The sequence below is a fragment of the Microbacterium sp. dk485 genome (assembly GCF_004570445.1).
In the GTDB taxonomy this organism is placed as follows: domain Bacteria; phylum Actinomycetota; class Actinomycetes; order Actinomycetales; family Microbacteriaceae; genus Microbacterium; species Microbacterium wangchenii.
In genome coordinates this window covers 1,554,500-1,572,652 of the sequence record NZ_SPQW01000001.1, presented here as the reverse complement: position 1 = coordinate 1,572,652, position 18,153 = coordinate 1,554,500, and the positions used below count along the sequence as shown (strand labels likewise).

The 18,153-nt window shown below is 71.3% G+C and carries 18 protein-coding genes; 6 read left to right on the top strand and 12 right to left on the bottom strand.

The window, feature by feature from the left end; translation table 11 throughout:
• Positions 1 to 43 precede the first annotated feature (43 nt).
• Genes E4V99_RS07400 through E4V99_RS07390 form a run of 3 tightly spaced genes read right to left on the bottom strand, consistent with a single transcriptional unit; the run spans position 44 to position 3,044 of the window.
• Positions 44 to 1,681, bottom strand: coding sequence for an AMP-binding protein (locus E4V99_RS07400; RefSeq protein ID WP_135116817.1), 1,638 nt, complete (start codon positions 1,679 to 1,681; stop codon positions 44 to 46).
• A complete protein-coding gene (locus tag E4V99_RS07395) occupies positions 1,681 to 2,586 on the bottom strand; it encodes an SDR family oxidoreductase (protein ID WP_135116816.1) in 906 nt (301 codons plus the stop codon). Before E4V99_RS07395 ends, E4V99_RS07400 begins: the two co-directional genes overlap by 1 nt.
• Complete coding sequence (locus E4V99_RS07390; protein WP_135070104.1) at positions 2,583 to 3,044, bottom strand: MaoC family dehydratase; 462 nt, start codon at positions 3,042 to 3,044, stop codon at positions 2,583 to 2,585. The genes E4V99_RS07395 and E4V99_RS07390 overlap by 4 nt, the downstream gene beginning before the upstream one ends.
• Positions 3,045 to 3,149: 105 nt before the next feature.
• Between E4V99_RS07390 and E4V99_RS07385 the strand changes: the two genes are divergently transcribed.
• Positions 3,150 to 3,581, top strand: coding sequence for a MarR family transcriptional regulator (locus tag E4V99_RS07385; RefSeq protein ID WP_135070107.1), 432 nt, complete (start codon positions 3,150 to 3,152; stop codon positions 3,579 to 3,581).
• A 45-nt stretch (positions 3,582 to 3,626) separates the two neighbouring features.
• Here the strand turns inward: E4V99_RS07385 and E4V99_RS07380 are convergent, their stop codons facing one another.
• On the bottom strand, positions 3,627 to 5,033 hold the full coding sequence (locus E4V99_RS07380) for an aminomethyltransferase family protein (protein WP_135116815.1): 1,407 nt from the start codon (positions 5,031 to 5,033) through the stop codon (positions 3,627 to 3,629).
• Between the two features lie 190 nt (positions 5,034 to 5,223).
• On the opposite strand from E4V99_RS07380, the gene E4V99_RS18555 reads away from it, so the two are divergent.
• The 4 genes from E4V99_RS18555 to E4V99_RS07360 are packed head-to-tail and all read left to right on the top strand — an operon-like array spanning position 5,224 to position 8,761.
• Positions 5,224 to 5,973 (top strand): PIG-L deacetylase family protein, encoded by a 750-nt coding sequence (locus E4V99_RS18555; RefSeq protein WP_135116814.1) that lies wholly within the window; start codon positions 5,224 to 5,226, stop codon positions 5,971 to 5,973.
• Entirely contained in the window at positions 5,970 to 6,680 is a 711-nt protein-coding gene (locus E4V99_RS07370; RefSeq protein WP_209305597.1) for a 4-carboxy-4-hydroxy-2-oxoadipate aldolase/oxaloacetate decarboxylase, read from the top strand. Before E4V99_RS18555 ends, E4V99_RS07370 begins: the two co-directional genes overlap by 4 nt.
• Entirely contained in the window at positions 6,667 to 7,740 is a 1,074-nt protein-coding gene (locus E4V99_RS07365) for a 4-oxalomesaconate tautomerase (RefSeq protein WP_135070113.1), read from the top strand. Before E4V99_RS07370 ends, E4V99_RS07365 begins: the two co-directional genes overlap by 14 nt.
• Positions 7,741 to 7,765: 25 nt before the next feature.
• A complete protein-coding gene (locus E4V99_RS07360; protein WP_135070116.1) occupies positions 7,766 to 8,761 on the top strand; it encodes a VOC family protein in 996 nt (331 codons plus the stop codon).
• Between the two features lie 13 nt (positions 8,762 to 8,774).
• Here the strand turns inward: E4V99_RS07360 and E4V99_RS07355 are convergent, their stop codons facing one another.
• Positions 8,775 to 9,884, bottom strand: coding sequence for a 5-methyltetrahydropteroyltriglutamate--homocysteine S-methyltransferase (locus tag E4V99_RS07355; RefSeq protein ID WP_135116812.1), 1,110 nt, complete (start codon positions 9,882 to 9,884; stop codon positions 8,775 to 8,777).
• A gap of 148 nt (positions 9,885 to 10,032) precedes the next feature.
• On the opposite strand from E4V99_RS07355, the gene E4V99_RS07350 reads away from it, so the two are divergent.
• Positions 10,033 to 10,575 (top strand): MarR family transcriptional regulator, encoded by a 543-nt coding sequence (locus E4V99_RS07350; RefSeq protein ID WP_167758093.1) that lies wholly within the window; start codon positions 10,033 to 10,035, stop codon positions 10,573 to 10,575.
• A gap of 10 nt (positions 10,576 to 10,585) precedes the next feature.
• Here E4V99_RS07350 and E4V99_RS07345 read toward each other — a convergent pair whose 3' ends face one another.
• The 7 genes from E4V99_RS07345 to E4V99_RS07315 are packed head-to-tail and all read right to left on the bottom strand — an operon-like array spanning position 10,586 to position 18,141.
• Positions 10,586 to 11,773, bottom strand: a complete 1,188-nt coding sequence (locus E4V99_RS07345) for an MFS transporter (RefSeq protein WP_245233134.1) — start codon at positions 11,771 to 11,773, stop codon at positions 10,586 to 10,588.
• A 2-nt stretch (positions 11,774 to 11,775) separates the two neighbouring features.
• The gene (locus E4V99_RS07340) at positions 11,776 to 13,026 is read right to left on the bottom strand and encodes a 2-hydroxyacyl-CoA dehydratase family protein (protein WP_135116810.1); all 1,251 of its coding nucleotides are present in this window, start codon (positions 13,024 to 13,026) and stop codon (positions 11,776 to 11,778) included.
• Positions 13,019 to 14,062, bottom strand: coding sequence for a 2-hydroxyacyl-CoA dehydratase family protein (locus E4V99_RS07335; RefSeq protein ID WP_135116809.1), 1,044 nt, complete (start codon positions 14,060 to 14,062; stop codon positions 13,019 to 13,021). Before E4V99_RS07335 ends, E4V99_RS07340 begins: the two co-directional genes overlap by 8 nt.
• The gene (locus E4V99_RS07330) at positions 14,059 to 15,297 is read right to left on the bottom strand and encodes a CoA transferase (protein ID WP_135070152.1); all 1,239 of its coding nucleotides are present in this window, start codon (positions 15,295 to 15,297) and stop codon (positions 14,059 to 14,061) included. Before E4V99_RS07330 ends, E4V99_RS07335 begins: the two co-directional genes overlap by 4 nt.
• Entirely contained in the window at positions 15,294 to 16,427 is a 1,134-nt protein-coding gene (locus E4V99_RS07325; RefSeq protein ID WP_135116808.1) for a CapA family protein, read from the bottom strand. The genes E4V99_RS07330 and E4V99_RS07325 overlap by 4 nt, the downstream gene beginning before the upstream one ends.
• Positions 16,424 to 17,233, bottom strand: a complete 810-nt coding sequence (locus E4V99_RS07320; protein ID WP_135070158.1) for an amino acid ABC transporter ATP-binding protein — start codon at positions 17,231 to 17,233, stop codon at positions 16,424 to 16,426. Before E4V99_RS07320 ends, E4V99_RS07325 begins: the two co-directional genes overlap by 4 nt.
• Positions 17,230 to 18,141, bottom strand: a complete 912-nt coding sequence (locus E4V99_RS07315; RefSeq protein WP_135070161.1) for an amino acid ABC transporter permease — start codon at positions 18,139 to 18,141, stop codon at positions 17,230 to 17,232. The genes E4V99_RS07320 and E4V99_RS07315 overlap by 4 nt, the downstream gene beginning before the upstream one ends.
• Positions 18,142 to 18,153 lie beyond the last annotated feature (12 nt).

Here is an 18,153-nt window from a genome sequence, read left to right as displayed (position 1 = left end):
GCACCGGGTTCAGCTGCGCACCCGGTTCAGCTGCGCACCCGGTTCAGCTGCGCAGCGCGCCGGGTGCCGGTGCGTCGGCGTCCGCGCGGGCGCGGTCGGCGATGACCTGCTCGCGGAGCCGCTCCAGGCCGACCTTGCCCGTGGGGGTGCGATCGAGGGCGCCCAGGAACAGGATGTGCCGCGGCTTCTTGTATCCGGCCAGCATCGCGCCCACATGGTCGACGAGATCCTCCGCCGTCACCAGCGGGTCGCGGCGGACCACGACGGCGGTGACGATCTCGCCGAACCTGTCGTCCGGCACGCCGACGACGGCGGCGTCCCCGACCCCGGGGTGCGCCATGATTGCTTCCTCCACCTCCTGCGGATACACCTTCTCGCCACCGGTGTTGATGACCCCGCTGCCCCGGCCGAGCAGTTCGATGTGGCGGTCGTCGAGCACCCGCACCCAGTCGCCGGGGATGACGTGGCGCACCCCGTCGATGAGCGGGAAGGCCGCCCGGGTCTTCTCCTCGTCGCCGTGGTATCCCAGCGGCAGTGCGCCCCGCTGGGCGAGGACCCCGACCGCACCCGGGCTGTCCTGGACGTCCCGTCCTTCCGCACCCCGCACCGTCGCGGTCGGCACGAGGCGGGGCCGGCCCGGCAGGTCGTGCGCACCGGTCGTCGTGGTGACCGCGAACAATCCGCCCTCCGTCGATGCGAGCATGTCGAAGATCGTGACCGGGGCGATCGCGTGGAGCCCCCGTTTGGCCTCCGCGCTGAAGCGCATGCCCGAACTCTGCACGACCTGGAGGGCGGGAAGACGGATGCCACGGCGCTGGGCCGCCGCGACGAGGGGCAGCACGATGGCGTCGCCGGCGACGATCAGCCGGTTGGCACCATGCGTGGCGGCCAGATCGAGCGCCGCGTCGGGGTCGAATGCGGCCGAAGACGTGATCAGCACCGTGCCGCCGAGCGAGAAGGTGTTCATCGACGTCGTCAGCGCGGTGCCGTGCATGAGCGGCACGAGCGGCAGGGTCGCCACGCGCGGGGTGGCCGCGTCGACGGCGATCGCGACCGCCTCTTCCAGCGTGGTCGGGAACGGCAGACCGGCCATGGCGTAGGTGGGGGTCAGCTGCGCGGCGAACATATCGCCGACGTTCCAGCGGACGGCCTTCGGGCGCCCCGTCGTGCCGCCGGTGTAGATCCACAGCTCCCCGTCGTCGGGCGCAGAGGGTGGCAGCTCCCCCGGCGCGGCCACGGCCTCCTGCCACGGGATGCCCGGCACCTCGTCCGCGTCATCGGCATCCGCGATGTGCACGGCCAGCGGCGGGCGGGCAGCCCCCGCCAGGGCGGCGGCGACGGTGTCGGCGGCGCTCGCGGGAAAGACGAGCGCGGCCGCATCGGAATCATCCAGCAGTTCGCGCAGTTCGCCGGCGCGGAAGCGGAAGTTCATCGGTGTCGGTGTCGCGCCGATCGCCAGGCACGCGAAGAACACGACCAGGAACTCGGGACGGTTGTACAGCAGGATCGCCACGCGCTCCCCCGGACCCACCCCATGCCTTCGCAGCGTCGCGGCGAATGCTGCCGCCTCCGCCGTCACGCGCGCGTAGGTCCACTCCTCCCCGGCGGCGGTGACCATGGCGATGCGCTCGGGAACGGCGCGGGCCACGCCCTGCCACAGGTCGGAGTACGGTGCGCGCATCAGCCGGCCTGCGGCCCGGAGCTCTGGGCGAGGCTCGAGAGCTCTCCCCGCCACGCCGCGTCGATCTCCTCGGCGCTCCACCCGCCGTCGCGGTCCGCTGTCCGCAGCACGGCGGGGTGGGCGTACAGCGTCAGCCGGTCGCCGCCGATCCCGATCGCCTGCCCGGTGACCGAGGCCGACGCCTCGGATGCCAGCCAGACGATGAGGGATGCCACGTCCTCGGGCGTTCCCAGCGCGTGCTCGCGCCGGTACTCGGCGGGGATGCGGCCGGTCGCCAGGAAGTCGTCGTACACCTGGGTGTAGGCGGGCATCGTGGCTGTCATGGGTGAGAGGGCGGTGGGGATGACCGCGTTGACGGCGATGCCCGCACGTGCCAGCTCGAGCGACCACGTCCGCGCCATCGCTACCAGCCCCGCCTTGGCCGCGGCGTAGTTGGTCTGGCCGAAGCTGCCGAACTGGCCGGCCGGCGAGCCGATGAGCACGATCCGTCCGCCCTCGCCCTGCTCCCGCATCCGCACGGCCGCCGCGCGCCCGCACGTGAACGAGCCGCGCAGATGCGTGTCGATCACGAGGTCGAAGTCGTCGTCGGACATCTTCCACAGCACGCGGTCGCGCAGCACGCCGGCGTTGGCGACCATGACGTCCAGGCGTCCGAACGACTGCACCGCCGCGTCCACGAGGGCATCGGCGGTGGCGGCGGGCCCGACCGCGCCCGGCACAGCGATCGCCCGTCCACCCGCGTCGGCGATCGCGGACACGGTGCTCTCGGCGGCGTCGGCGTCGAGGTCGTTGACGACCACGGCCGCGCCGGCGGCGGCGAGCGCCCGTGCGTACGCGCGGCCGAGGCTGCGCCCGGCGCCGGTCACGACCGCGACCCGGTCGTCCAATCGGATCGCGCCGCTCATGCGTAGTACCTCAGGACCAGCTCGGCCACGCACGCCGGTTTCGTCCCGCCTTCGATCTCGAAGGTGACCGGCGTCTCGATCTGCCATCCGCCCGCCACCTCGGCGACGGTCGCCACCTCGCCGCGCACCCGGATGCGCGAGCCCACAGGCACCGGCGCGGGGAAGCGCACCTTGTTCATGCCGTAGTTGACGCCCATGCTCGCGCCGGTGACCTCGAAGACCTCGGCCATCATCGGCACGACCAGCCCGAGCGTGAGCAGGCCGTGGGCGATGCGCGTGCCGAACGGCGTGGCCGCCGCGAAGTCGGCGTCCAGGTGGATCGGGTTGCGATCGCCCGTCACCGCGGCGTACTGGTCGACGCTCTCCTGCGGCACCGTCATCCACTCGCTCGGCCCGAACGTCGCCCCCGTCAGGGTCGGCAACTCTTCGATCGGCACCCGCACCGCGTTCGCACTCATCCTGGCTCCCTCGCCCGATGCATCACCGCATCAGTATCAGGCTAACTGAAACTTGAACGCCTGCGCTAGTCTCGCGTGCGTCGGGAAGGAACGGAAAGGATCCGCATGACCGAGGCAGGCGGATTCGTCTACGTGATCAAGCAGCTCGAGCTCGCGCTCCGCCCTCGCCTGGAAGCGGCGTGCGCGGAGGCGGGGATGACCGCCGCGCAGTTCACCGCCCTCACGGTGCTGCGCCGGCGTCCGGGGACCACGAGCTCGGATCTGGCGCGCCGCTCCTTCGTGCGGGCGCAGACCATGGCCGGAACGCTCGAGCCGCTGATCGAGGAGGGACTGATCCGCCGGGAACCCGACCCGGGGCATCGCCGCCGCATCCGGCTGTTCCTCACCGACGCCGGCGTGCGCGCGATCGACCGCCTGGAACCGCGCGTCGTCGAACTGGAGCAGACGCTGCTGAACGGCCTGGATGAGGACGAGCGCGAACTGTTCGCCGATTACCTGCGCCGGGCCCGTCACGCCATGCGCGACGAGCACCGATGACACGCGCCGGCGGGAGTTCGTCCTCGTCCGCCGGCGCGCGTCGTCCTACTTGGCGTTGGCGGTGCGCCATCCGCCCTGGTACTCGGTGCGGGCCGTCTCGGCGTACGGCACGGGGCTCACGATCGCGCGGATGGCGATCTGCTCGTGCGGCTCGACCGTGGTCTTGCCGGAGCCGCCGTCAGGCTCACCCCACACCACGCGCACTTCCGCGCCCACGGGGACGTCCGCATCCACCGTCGCCAGCGACAGTCCGCGCTTCTCGTTCGCCGTGACGCCGGTGAACAGCGACAGGCCGACCGTGTTGCCGTCCGCGTCGATGACGGCGTCGTAGTTGGACGAGCCGTAGTTGGCGTTGGGCAGGTCGAAGAACTGGTAGCCCGGCCCCTCGCGGTCCAGGACGCTCGCGAGCACCTTGGTGAGGTCTTCGTCGTTCCAGGCGAGCGTGACCTTGCGCCGCTGGGCCGACGGGTCGATCTTCTCGAGGGCGTCGCGGCCGATGAAGTCGTGGTCGAACTTCACGAACGATCCGTAGCCCAGCTCCCACGGGTTCAGGTAGTAGTCGTCGATGTCGGCCGACACGAACGACCCCGCCAGCGCGTTGATCGCCTCGTAGCTGTTGCCCGGAAGCCACTCGCGGTAGCGGCGCTCGATGTCGCCCCCGCTGTAGACGGCGGGCAGCGGTGAGGGGATCCAGCCCGACTCCAGCGTGTTGGAAGAATAGGCGCGCGAACCGCACGGCTCGATCCCGAACTCGGCACCGGCGGAGAGGATCGCGTCGCGGATCTTCTCGTGCTGCTCGTACGGGCCCCACAGCTCCAGACCGGGAGCTCCGGCCATCCCGTGGCGAAGCGTGCTGACCTGCTCGCCGGCGATGGTGAGGTGACCCATGTGGAAGAACTTCACCTTCTCCAGTGTCCCGCCGTTGAGCTTCTCGATGATGGCCCACGCGTTCGGACCCTGGATCTGGAAGCGGTAGTACTCGCGGTGCACGGCCTTGCCGTACGGGCGCGACGGCGAGCGGTCGTCATAGCGGAACTGCACGTCGTACCCGCCGGTCTCGGCGTGGAACTGCAGCCAGTTCGCCGCCGGCGCGCGGCCGACGTACACGTACTCGCCCTGCGTCTCGTGGAACAGGATGCCGTCGCCGATGACGCCGCCGTTGGATGCGGTGGGCACGAACTGCTTCGCGGTGCCGACGGGGAAGTTCGCGAAGCTGTTGATGCCGGTGTCGCTCAGCAGCTTCAGGGCGTCGGGGCCGGAGATGAAGAAGTTGACCATGTGGTGGGTCTGGTCGTAGAGCACGGCGGTGTGCCGCCATGCCTTCTGCTCCCGGCGCCAGTTCGTGAACTCCGCCGGCACCACCGGGTAGATGTAGGTGCCGAGTTTGGAGTCACGGAGCATCTGGACGATGCTCCCTCGCTCGTCCATCAGCTGCTGCAGGTTGTCCGCCATGTCGGCTCCCTCGACCTCGTCGTCCGTCGTGTGGGGTCCGGCGCACCGGTTCCCTCTGCCCATAGTGGTTTTCGTAACCAAGATTGTCAACAGAATCTTGCTCCGGAGACAGGAGTGTGGTTCGCTGTCACCGGATCGACCGGGCACGCACCGCGGCGTGCACCGATGACGATCCGCGACGGGAGTGGACATGGCAGAGGACGCGCTTCTGGTGATCAGCGCTCACGCAGGCGACTTCGTCTGGCGTGCAGCCGGCGCGATCGCCGCCGCCACGCAGCGGGGCGAGCGGGCGACGGTCGTGTGCCTGAGCTACGGCGAGCGCGGCGAGTCCGCCAGTCAGTGGCTGCAGGGCAAGTCGCTCGAGGAGATCAAGCAGATCCGCCGCGCAGAGGCCGAGGCCGCGGCATCCGCCCTGGGCGCCGACATCGAATTTCTCGACCTGGGCGACTACCCCCTGCGCGAGAGCCCCGAGGCCATCGCACGGCTCGTCGACGTCTACCGCCGCGTGCAGCCCACCGTCGTGCTCACGCACACCCTCACCGATCCGTACAACGGCGACCACCCCGCCGCCGCACGCATGGCGCTGGAGGCGCGCGTGCTGGCGCAGGCCATCGGCGTGGCGAACTCGGACGGCTCGTTCCCCACGAAGGACGACATCATCGGCGCGCCGCCGGTGTTCTTCTTCGAGCCCCACCAGCCCGAGCAGTGCGATTTCCGCCCCGACGTGCTGCTGGATATCACCGACGCCTTCGCGCGCAAACGCGCGGCCATGGAATGCCTGCCAGCACAGAAGCACATGTGGACGTACTACACCGACCTCGCGGTGCGCCGGGGCGTGCAGCTCAAGCGCAACGCCGGCCCCAACCTCGGTCTCGCACACGAGACGATGGGCGAGGCGTACATGCGCTACTTCCCGCAGGTCACCGGGACGCTTGCGTGAACCGGCCCGTCATCGTCACCGACATCGCCCGCGCCGACGCGGCGACGGTGGATGCCCTCGCGGGGCACGGCGTCGCGACGGTGCACGAGGCGATGGGCCGGACCGGCCTCGTCGGGCCGGGCATCCGGCCCATCCAGGACGGCGCCCGCACGGCGGGCACGGCCGTGACGGTCCTGCAGGCTCCCGGCGACAACCTCATGATCCACGCGGCCATCGAACAGTGCCAGGCCGGCGACATCCTCGTGGTCGCCACGACCTCCCCCTCCACCGACGGCGCCTTCGGCGACCTCTTCGCGACGGCGCTGACGGCGCGCGGCGTGCGGGGCCTGGTCACCACGGGAGGGGTGCGCGACATCGCCGACCTCCGCGACATGGGCTTTCCCGTCTGGTCGCGCGCGGTCCACGCGCAGGGCACGGTCAAGGCGACGCCCGGATCGGTCAACGTCCCCGTCGTCCTCGACGGAGCCGTCGTCCATCCCGGCGACGTCGTGATCGCCGATGACGACGGGGTCGTCGTGGTGCCGCGCGCCTCCGCGGCGGCCGCCCTCGCCGCGGCCGACGCACGCGTGGCGAAGGAGTCCGCCGACCGGGAGGCGTACGGCAGCGGTCGGGAGCTGAGCCTGGACCGCAAGGGACTGCGTCCCCTGTTGGCGGAGCTGGGCGTGACCTACCTCAGTCAGGCGGAGTACGACGATGGCGGCCGCTGACGCGTTCCGCGCCGGCGTGCGCTGCATGCTCATGCGCGGCGGAACCTCCAAGGGCGCGTTCTTCCTGGCCGAGGACGTGCCGGCCGATCCCGCCGAGCGCGACGACCTGATGCTGCGCGTCATGGGCAGCCCCGACGCCACCCAGATCGACGGACTGGGCGGCGCCCACCCCCTCACCTCCAAGGTCGCGATCGTCTCGCGGTCGACGCATCCGGACATCGACGTCGACTACCTGTTCCTGCAGGTCGCGGTGGACGAGCCGGTCGTCGCCGACGCCCAGACCTGCGGCAACCTGCTCGCCGCGGTGGGCCCGTTCGCCCTCGAGCGCGGGCTCGTCGCCGCCTCCGGCCCCCACACGACGGTCCGCATCCGCCTCCTCAACACCGGCGATGTCGCGACAGCCTCCTTCGCGACGCCCCACGGCGAGCCCGACTACGACGGCGACGTCGCGATCGACGGCGTCCCCGGCACGGCGGGCGGCATCTCGCTCGAGGTGATCGGGGGCGACAAGGCGCTCCTGCCCACGGGCCACGTGAGCGAGGAGATCGACGGTCACCCGGCGACCCTCATCGACAACGGGATGCCCGTCGTGCTGCTGCGGGCCGAGGAGTTCGGCGTCACCGGCGATGAGACGCCGGAAGAACTGGAAGCGCGCGCCGACCTCCACGCCGCCCTCGAAGGCCTCCGTGTCGAAGCCGGCCGGCGCATGGGGCTGGGCGATGTGACGGCCCAGACGGTGCCGAAGATGATCCTGCTCTCCCCGCCCTCGCACGGCGGCGCCGTCGCGACGCGCGCCTTCATCCCCGCCCGCGTGCACACCTCGATCGGCGTGCTGATGGCCGCGTCGGTGGCCGCCGGCATCCGCCTGCCCGGCGCCGTGGGTGCCGACTTCGCCGAGCTCACCGGCGAGGTCACCGATATCGAACACCCCACGGGGACCTTCCCCGCCACCGTCACGGTGTCGCAGGATGACGAGGGCCGCTGGCGCGCGTCGTCGGTCTCCACGCGCACCGCCCGCAAGATCTTCGATGGCACGGTCTTTCCCCGGCCGCGCCCCTGAAACGTCTGTCAGAGAGGACACCTTCATGGCCACCAGCGAGAATTTCGACATCGCCCACCTCGGCGGAGTCGAACTGTTCACCCCGAAGTTCGAGGAGAGCCTGCACTTCTTCCGCGACCTGCTCGCGATGCGCGAGGTCGCCCGCATCGGCGACTCCGCCTATTTGCGCTGCTGGGACGAGTACCAGCTGTACACGCTCAAGCTCACCGCCTCCGACACCAACGGGGTGGGACGCACGCTGTACCGCGCGTCGGGTCTGGAGGCGCTGGAGCGCCGTGTCGCGGCGATCGAGAAGTCCGGACTCGGCCACGGCTGGCGCGACCCGGAAGTGGGCGTCGGGCGCTCGTACGAGTTCGAGGACCCGGATGGGCACCTCATGGGCATCTACTACGACACCGAGCTGTACGTCGCCGACGACGAGGACCGCCCGGCGCTGAAGAACCAGGCCTCGGCGTTCCCGGGTCGCGGCGTGAACGTGCGGCGCATGGACCACATCAACTACCTCGCCGCCGACGTGAACGCGGCCGGGGAGTTCTGGCGCGACGTCATGTGCGCGCGCGAATCCGAGCGCGTGCGACTGGACGACGGCCGCTTCGGCGCGTGGTGGTTCCGCTTCAACCAGAAGTCCTACGACGTGGTCTACTCCGACGACTGGACCAAGCAGCGCGGACGCTTCCACCACTTCGCCCTCGCCCCCGACACGCGCGAGGACATCCTCAAGGCCGCCGACATCTTCCTCGAGAACGGCGTGCACATCGAGTACGGCCCGTACAAGCACGCCATCAACCAGACGTTCTTCCTGTACGTGTGGGAGCCCGGCGGCAACCGCATCGAACTGGCCAACGCGGGTGCGCGCCTGATCCTGGATCCCGACTGGCCCGTCGTGGAGTGGACGCAGGCCGAGCGCGCGAAGGGTCAGGCGTGGGGCATGAAGACGATCCCGACCTTCCACACGCACGGCACCCCGTACGTGGAAGGCCAGGAGGAGCTGGACCGCAAGGCGCTCGCCGGCGAGCTCTGAGCCGCGGGGGGCCTCAGCCCCAGACGCTGCCGGCCACGTCGAGGACGAGCCGCACCTTCGCCCACTGCTCGTCCTCGGTGAGGGTGTTGCCCTCCTCGGTGGATGCGAAGCCGCACTGCGGGCTCAGCGCGAGCTGGTCCAGCGGCGCGTACTGGGCGGCCTCGTGGATGCGGCGGCGCACGTCGTCCGCGTCCTCGAGGGCGCCGGTCTTGGTCGTGACCAGGCCGAGTACGACGGTCTTGTCGCCCTCGGGCAGGAAGCGGAGCGGCTCGAAGCCCCCCGCGCGGTCGCTGTCGTACTCGAGGAAATACCCGTCGTACGCGGTGTTGCCCAGGAGCTGCTCGGCGACCGGCTCGTAACCGCCGGAGGAGATCCACGTGGAGCGGAAGTTGCCGCGGCACACGTGCGTGGTCACGGTCAGGTCGTCGGGCTTGCCGTCGAGGATGCGGTTCAGCAGGGTCGCGTACCGCTCGGCGATGCCGTCGGTGTCGATGCCGCGCTCGCGCGCCTTGGCCAGCTCGACGTCGGAACAGAGGTAGGCCCACGCGGTGTCGTCGAACTGCAGGTAGCGGGCCCCGGCGTCGTAGAAGGCCGCGAGGGCGTCGCGATACGTGCGCACGAGGTCGTCCGTGATGGCGGCGTGCCCGTCGTAGACGGCGGGATCGATGTGCCCCGGTTCGACGCGGAAATCCAGCACCGTCGGTGCCGGGATGGTGAACTTCGGCGTCGCGCCGGTGGCGGCGGCATCCTCCTGCAGCGCGCGGAAGTGCGCGAGGAACGGGTGGTCGGCGGGGAAGCCGATCGGCCCGGAGATCTGGATGCCGCGCGGCTTGGTCTGCACGCCCTGGAACTGGATGCCGTGGTCGAGTTCGACGATGTCGACGCCGTCGAGCAGACCGAAGAAGTCGAAGTGCCACCACGAACGACGCAGCTCCCCGTCGGTGGCGACCTGCAGCCCGTTCTCGGCCTGCCGGCGTACGAGCGTCTCGATCGCGGCGTCCTCAGCGGCCCGCAGCTCCGCGTCGCTCGCCTCCCCTCTGCCGTGGCGGTGCCGGACGTCGGCGAGGGAAGCGGGGCGCAGGAAGCTGCCGACGATGTCGGCGCGGAAGGGAGGAGTGGACACCCTGCGAGCGTAACGACGCCGGGCGTCGGACCGAATCGCGGCGTCACGCGACGTCACGATAGCGTCGGGGTCGCCTCGCCCTCGGGCGATGTGCGTCGGCGAGCGCGTGCCAGCGCCCGATGGCGTGAGCCGGAACTACAGTGAAGTCGTGGACGACGTCGTGCCAGATCCCCGCGGGACTCCCGCGATCGACCGCCTCAACTACACCGCGTACCGCCTGTCGCGCGCGCTCAACCGCGCCGCGGAGAACACGGCGCTGGCGCGGGGGATCACCCAGCCCCAGCTGCTGATCCTGCAGGTGCTCGGTGAGGGTGTGCCGCTGTCCAACGCGCAGGTCGCCCGCCGCACGTTCGTCAGCTCTCAGGCCGCCCACGTCGTCTCGGAGGAGCTTCTGGCGGCGGGCTACATCGAGAAGGTCGCCCACCCCACAAATCGCCGCGTGCGGCTGGTCCGGCTGACGGAGAAGGGGTGGGCGGAGCTCCAGGAGTGCACCGCGGAGCTGCAGGAGCGCGAGCAGCGCCTCTCCGCCGAATTGGGCACGGCCCTCGGCGACTCGCTCGCCGACGTGCTGGCCCGCGCTGCGGGCGTGCTCGCCGGCGGCTATTTCGGTGACAAGGAAGCCGAGGCCGAGGCGGTCGCGAAGCGTCGCCGCCCGGCCCGCCCGACGCGGGGGCGACCGCGCACGTCGTGACCGGGTCCGGTCATCGCGATCGCGTGCGCGCGCGCACGAACGCCGCGCAGGCGAGCGCGGCGACACCCCCGATGACCATCGAGGTCTGCCACGACGTGGCGTCGATGACCGTCCCCATGAGGAACGCCCCCAGGGGCGCCATGCCGTAACTGCCCAGCGTCACCAGCGACATCGCGCGACCGAGCTGAGCGGGCGGCACGCTCACCTGCGCGGCGGCCTGCAGGACACCCAGGTAGTACCCGATCCCGATGCCCAGGACGGGCGCGAGGAAGAGGAAGACCCCGAGCGTGGGCGCGGCGGCGTTGGCGAGCAGGGCGAGACCGAACACCGCGCACGCCCACGCGAGCGAACGCACCGACACCGACACGGGGGTCGCCGCCAGCATGCCGCCGATGATCGCGCCCACCGCGTTGAGGGCGTGCGCGGCGCCGACCATCGTGGCGTCGCCGTCGAATCCCAGCGTCACGCTGGAGGTGATGACGACCATCATGTTCATCGCGAGCAGGGCGATGGCACTGTTGACGACGAGGATCGTCACGAAGTCGCGATTGCGCAGCGGCGTCCCCTGGGCCCGGCGGTGCGCCCGCCCCAGCCGCGGGCGCGCGTGCAGGCGCGACGGGCGGATGCATGCGACGGCCACGAGCACGACGGCGAAGGAGGCCGCGTTGATGACCATGCACCACGCCGCCCCGAGGCCCGCGAACGCGATCCCGGCGAGGCCGGGCCCGATCGAGCGCGCGGCGGCCAGGGCGATCGTGGAGAGGGAGACGGCGCGTGTGAGCGTCTCGGGCCCGGCGATCTCGAAGATGATCGCCTGGGCTGCCACGCGTTCGAACGTGTTGACGCAGCCGAGGACGAAGACCAGCCCGTAGATGAGCCGCAGCTCCGTCGTGCCGGCGACGACGGCGGCCGCGAGTCCCGTGGCGACCAGGACCGACGCGGCGGAGGTGACGAGCAGGATCGTGCGTGGGCGGAACCGGTCGGCCACGCGTCCTGCCGGGATCGCCAGCAGGAGCAGCGGCGTGAACTGCGCGATGGTGACCGCACTGAGCGCCTGGGCGCTGCCGGTGAGATCGAGGATCACGAGCGACAGCGCCAGGTTCTGGAACCACGTGCCGGTGTTGGAGACGACCTGCCCGGCGAAGTACAGCGAGAACCGCGGATTGGTGAACGGCCGCAGCGCGTCGAATCCCCGCACGGTCAGGGCCGGGCGGGCACGCGCGTGCGCAGGAACTCCGCGATGCGCTCTCCCACGCGTGCCTCCTCGGTGGAGCGCGCGTCGGCGTTGTTCGCGCGGATCTCCAGCACCGGGATGCCGCGTTCCTCGAGAGCCGCGCTGATGAAGGATGCGCCGGGGGTGTCGTCGGCGACGAGGTGCACGACACCGTCCACGCCGTGGGCCAAGGCCTCCTTCACGTACCAGCTGGAGGACATCGGCGGCACGTACAGCAGGTCGGTGATCCCGACGAACCGTGCCGCGAGGGCCCGGACGGGGTCGGGGCCGGAGCGGGCGTACCCGTCGGCGGCGATGGCGAGGTACATCGACCACACGAACACCGCCCCGAACTCCTCCTGGAACGCGCGGTACATCTCCAGGTCGGACCACAGGCCGCGCCCGATCCACATCAGCCGGCGTCGCTCCTCGCGGCAGACCGCGTCGCCCCGCTCGATCCGCGCGGCGACCTCGTCGTGCAGCCGCTTGGCGGCGGTCACGGCCCATTCGCTGCCCCGGTGCCACTGCGGCACCATCACGCTCGGGATGGAGTCGGTCACCGCGACGGGCGCGGGCCGTGCCGCGGCGAGCAGGTCGCGCGTGCGGCGGTTCCACTGCGCCTGCTCGTTGCCCAGCGCCATGATCTCCGCCAGGCGGGAGTGGTCGAAGCTCCGGCCGGTGCGCTCCTCGAGCCATGCGATCAGATCGTGGATCTCGGCGGCGAGCAGGTCGATCCGCTCACGTCCGAAGACCTCCTCCCACCCGTCGGCGACGCGCTCCCACCAGCCCTCGGGTGCGGGATCGGCCGCGGTGCGCGACAGCAGGAACGTCTCGGTGCCCGGGCGCTGCCCCCACAGTTCGAAGATCTTGTGGGTGACGTCGCCGCCGCGCTCGGCGACGGCGAAGGCGGGGGTGGGCAGGCCGCCCCACGGCGCGTCCTCCGCCGGCAGATCCTGGGCTCCCAGCGCCAGCGCGTCGTACTGGCGGCTGTCGTCGGGCAGCCCCAGCGCGGTGAGCCGGCGGAGACTGTCGGGGCCGCGGCGTTTGGCGGCGATGACCGAGGCCCACCACTGGTTGACGACGTAGGGGATGCCCATCGCCCGGAAGACCTCGTGCGGCGCGTCGGCGTTCACGAACGCGATCGGCGCGTCCGCTCCGCTGGATCGCCGCAGCGACTGGAACCACTCGCGCTGGTACGCCGTCGCGGCCACCGCGCTGTCGAGTCTGCCCTCAGGCATGGTGCTCCTCCCCGCCGCTCAGACCTGCCAGCACGCCGCCGACCGCGGCGTCGAGTCCTTCAGCGGTGATCCCCACGCTGCGCTGCAGCGCAATCCCGGTGTCCGCGAGGGCATCGGCCGCCGCGGCGAGATCCCACAGGGGCGCCTCATCTCCCCGCCGGATGAGGGCGAGCACGACGTCGGCCTGCGCCGCGACGGCGATCGCGCGCGTCGTGGCCGCACGCTCGGCGATCGTGGCGACGGCCGAGCCGCTCGTGCGCGCGAAGTGCGCATCGATCAGGCCCGCGTAGACGGCGTCGGCGTCCGCGGCGTCGACACCGGCTCCGAGCCACGAGAGGTCCCCGGTGTCGTGGTCGTCGGAGACGATCGTCGCCCCGGATGCCTCGAGGGCGGCGTACACCGAGGGGTCGGGATGGTTGCTGCCGGTCACGTGCACGCGGAGGCCGCCTGCGCGAGGCTCGGCGGCGGCATCCAGCAGTTCCACCGCGGCGGCGGGGGGCGCGGATGCGGCGGCCAGCAGGGCCGTCAGCGCCGTGGTCCCGCCGACCTCGGGCGGCTGGGCGCGGCGCCGCGCCTGCAGGCGCGAGACCGCGGCGCCCACGGCGCGCTCCTCGGCCGCGGCGTCACGCCACGCGGCGGCATCCGCGGTGCGGGCGGAGACCCGTTCGCAGAACGCCGTGAGGGCCGCGAGCTGCACCCGAGCGAAACGGCGGGTGGCGGGAGTGTCCTGCCGCGGCAGGTCCAGCAGGTGCACGGGCGGGATGCCCTCGCCGCGCAGCATCCGCAGCACGTAGAACAGCCTCAGGTTCGCCTGCGAGTCGTTGCACACCACGAGGGCGTCCAGCGCGTCGGTCGCTGCGCCCATGAGACCGGTGAGGATCACGGCGGCAGACCGGTCGACGGCGCCGAGGTGATCGGCCGCGACACGGTCGACGGCGCCGGCCCAGCTTCCGGTGAGACGCTGCGGGGCGGCGCCGGCGGCTCGCACGATCTGGCGGGGGACGTCGTTGCCGACGATCCCGATCGTGGGGGTCACAGCACGCCTTCGGACCGCAGCTGGTCGATGGTGGCGTCGTCGTACCCGAGCATCGCGCCCAGGACCACTTCGGTCTGCTCCCCCAGCCCGGGTGCCGGGCGGGACAGGTCGGTGGCGCTGCGGGAGAAGGTCACGGGCAGCCCGCTGCCGTAGAGGCCCTCCACGAATCCGAACTGCGGGTGGATCAGCGGCACGACCTCCTTGCGGGACAGGACGAGCTCATCGCGGACGGCCTCCGCGGTGTCGCGCACGGGGGCCGCCGGCACGGCGTGGGCCTCGAGCGCTGCGAGCACCTCGCTGACCGGACGGCGAGCCGACCACTCCTGGATGCGGCCGTGCAGGTCACCGGCGTTGCGCACGCGGGCATCGCGCGTGGCGTAGTCGGGGTCGTCGACGAGGTCGGGACGGCCGATGGCCCGCAGCAGCCCCGCCGCGAAGGCGTCGGTGGGAGCGCAGATCGCGAACCAGCCGTCCACCGCCCGGAAGGTGCCGAACGGGGCCAGGCGCGGGACGACGGCACCGGTGCGCAGCGGGATGCCGACCGATTCGAGGGCGTCGAACGGCTCGCACGCGACGAGGGAGGTGAGGCTTCCCAGCATGGACACGTCCACATGCTGGCCCTCCCCGGTCTTCTCGGCGTGCAGCACCGCGGACAGCGTCCCGATCACGGCGAACAGCGGAGCGACGAGGTCACCGACGGGCAGCCCGAACCGCACCGGCGGATCGCCGGGCTCCCCCGCCGTCATCATGACGCCGCTGAGGGCCTGGATGATCGTGTCCATCGCCTTGCCGTCGCCGCCCTGCGCGCCGAAGCCGCTGATGGAGGTGTAGACGAGCCGGGGGTTCACCTCCCGCACGGCGGCGTAGTGGATGCCGAGTCGCTCGGTCACCCCGGCACTGTAGTTCTCCACGACGATGTCGGCCTCACGGGCCAGGTCGAGGAACACCTCCCGGCTGCGCGGATGCTTCAGATTGAGGGTGATGCTCTCTTTGTTGCGCCCCCGCACCATCATCGACACCGACATGTCCTGCGCCGACGTGCGCCGCAGGCTCAGGCCCTCCTCGGTGACGTAGGGCGAGTTGTTGCGCGACGAGTCGCCGCCGCGCGTGGGGTTCTCGATCTTGATGACGCGTGCGCCCAGCCCTGCCAGCAGGAGCGTCGCGTACGGACCGGCCAGCGCCGTCGTCAGATCCAGGACCGTCTTCCCTTCCAGGGGGCCCCTCTTGGTACTCATCGTGCTGATCCTCCCTGCGCGACCAGAAGCCGGTCGTCGTGCCATGTGAAACTCGTGTCGAACCCGGCCTCGGCCGTGATGGCCCGGATGTACTCCCCGACCGACTCGCCTCGCCCGGATGCCCCGGTGGGCACGGGTCGGGCGTCGTCGTCGATCCAGCACGGCACCAGCGAGGCCGACACCGCCCCGTCGGCGGAGACGTCCGCGCGCGCGATGGCGGTGTTGCGACTCTCGGGGTGGAACGGGTAGTCGGGCATCGCCGGGTCGGGGACGAACCCGAACAGGCGCACGCGCTGGCGTGCCCACGCGGCCCGTTCGGCGGCGTCGCCAGGTTTGGCGGTGAGGGCCTGGGTGACGGTGGCGAAATTGCCGAGGCCATGGAAGATCGGCCGGTCGCGGTAGATCTCCACGCCCTTGAAGATGTGGGCGTGGTGGCCGAGGACGACGTGGGCGCCCGCATCCACCATCGCGTGGGAGATCTCGCGCTCGTAGTCGGCGATCTCGGCCGGCACGTGCACGAGTCCCTTGTGCAGCGCGACCACGACCACGGCGCCCGTGGCGGCGGTCTCGCGGACGGCGTCTGCCACGCGCTGCAGCGAGCGCTGATCGGCGAAGGTGTGGATGCGCGGCGGCCCGCCGGGGTTGGCCCCGCGCGTCTCGTAGTGGGTGATCACCTCGATGTAGGCGGCACCCGGCTTCAGCGAGGTCGCCCACGTCTCCCGCGGTCCGACGCAGTTGACGCTGAGGACGGCGACCCTGCGCTCACCGTCGGCGACGATCGCGGGGGCGAGGGCTTCGGCGAAGTCGTCGCCGGCTCCGGCGGTCAGCATCCCGCGGTCCGCGCAGTGCCGGCGGGTCTCGGCGATCCCTTCCGGCCCGAAGTCGAACACGTGGTTGCCGGCGAGGGTGAGCACGTCGAATCCCGCGGCGGCGACGGCGTCCAGCGCGCTGGGTGGTGCAGGGAGGGCGGGCACGTCGGTCGTGAGGACGCGGGCGCTGTGTACGTGCGGCACCTCGAGGTGACCGATCACGACGTCCCCGCCGGCCAGGACCGGGACGGCGGCGGCGAGCAGAGCGGTGGCATCCGGCGTCTCGAGAACGAGATCGCCGGTGGCGAGCACGGTGGTCATCGCGGCGGCGTCTCCGTCTGCGCGGTGCGCGTGAGGAAGGTCTGCAACCGGGTCGAGCGCGGGGACTCGAAGAACTCCTGAGCGGGCCGGTCCTCGATCACCTTCCCCTCGGCCATGAACACGCAGCGATCGGCGACGCTGCGGGCGAACGCCATCTCGTGCGTGACGACGACCATCGTCATCCCCGACACCGCGAGGTCTTTGATGACCTGCAGCACCTCGTCGACGAGCTCGGGGTCGAGCGAGCTGGTGGGTTCGTCGAACAGCAGCACGCGCGGGTTGGCTGCGACGGCGCGCGCGATCGCGACGCGCTGCTGCTGACCGCCGGAGAGCTGGCGCGGGTGCGCGTTGGCCTTGTCAGCGAGACCGACCCGCTCCAGCAGGTCCATCGCGCGCTGCTTCGCCTCTGCGGGGGGCACCCCGTGGACCGTGATGGGAGCCTCGGTGATGTTGCGCAGGACGGTCCAGTGCGGGAACAGGTTGAACTGCTGGAAGACCATGCCCATCCGCCGCCGCTGCCGCTGCACGTCGACGTCGCGGAGCGGCCGGATGTGGCTGCCGTGCACCTCGTAGCCGAGCAGCTCGCCGTCGAGGTACATCGCGCCCCCGTCGATCGACTCCAGCTGGTCGATGCAGCGCACGAGGGTCGACTTGCCCGAGCCGGACGGGCCCAGCACGGCGACGACCTCGGAGTCCTCCACGCGCAGGTCGACGCCGTCCAGGGCCGGGCGGTCGCCGCCGCCGCCGAACGATTTCCTCAGCCCCATGACCTCGAGGACGGGGATCGTGGTGCGTTCGACGCTCATGCTGCGGCCTCCAGACGTTGAACCGTGCGACGGACCCGGGTGGACCGCGACAGCCCGCGGCTGAACCGCGCTTCCACGCGACGCTGCACGAGGGTCAGCAGCGTCACCACGACGAGGTACCAGATGACGGCGACCAGCAGCATCGGCACCACCTCGTACGTGCGGTTGTAGATGACCTGCACCGAATGCAGCAGGTCGCCCATCGCGATGACGCTGACGAGCGACGTGCCCTTCAGCAGCGCGATCACCTGCGAGCCGGTGGGCGGGATGATGACGCGCATGGCCTGCGGCAGGATGACGCGGCTGAAGGTGCGCCACGGCGAGAAGCCCATGGCCTTGGCCGCATCCCGCTGTCCCTGGTCGACCGAGAGGATGCCGGCGCGGATGATCTCCGCCATGTAGGCGGCCTCGTGCAGGGACAGGCCGATGATGGCGGCCGTCAGGGGAGTGATGATGTCGTTCGTGTTCCACGAGAACAGCTCGGGGCCGAACGGGACGCCGACGGCGAGCTTGGGAACGAGGTAGGCGAGGTTGTACCAGAAGATCAGCTGCACCAGCGGGGGCACCCCGCGGAACACGCCCACGAACGCGATGCACGCCCACCGCACGGGTCCGAAGTCCGACAGCTGACCGGCGGCGAGCGCCGTGCCCAGAATCGATCCGAACACCATCCCCAGTGCGGTCAGCAGCAGCGACATGAGCAGCCCCAGGAGCACCGACGGTGCGAACAGGTACTGCGCCACGACCGGCCATTCGAACCGCTCGTTGGTGATGAGGAAGACCAGGAGCTGGACGACCACGAGCGCGAGGAGGACACCCACCACCACCCGCCACGGCCGGAACCGGGGGCGGGCGTCGGCGACATCCGCGGCTCCTGCGCGCGGTGGCGTGATGATCGGGGTGGTCACGGGTGCACTCCT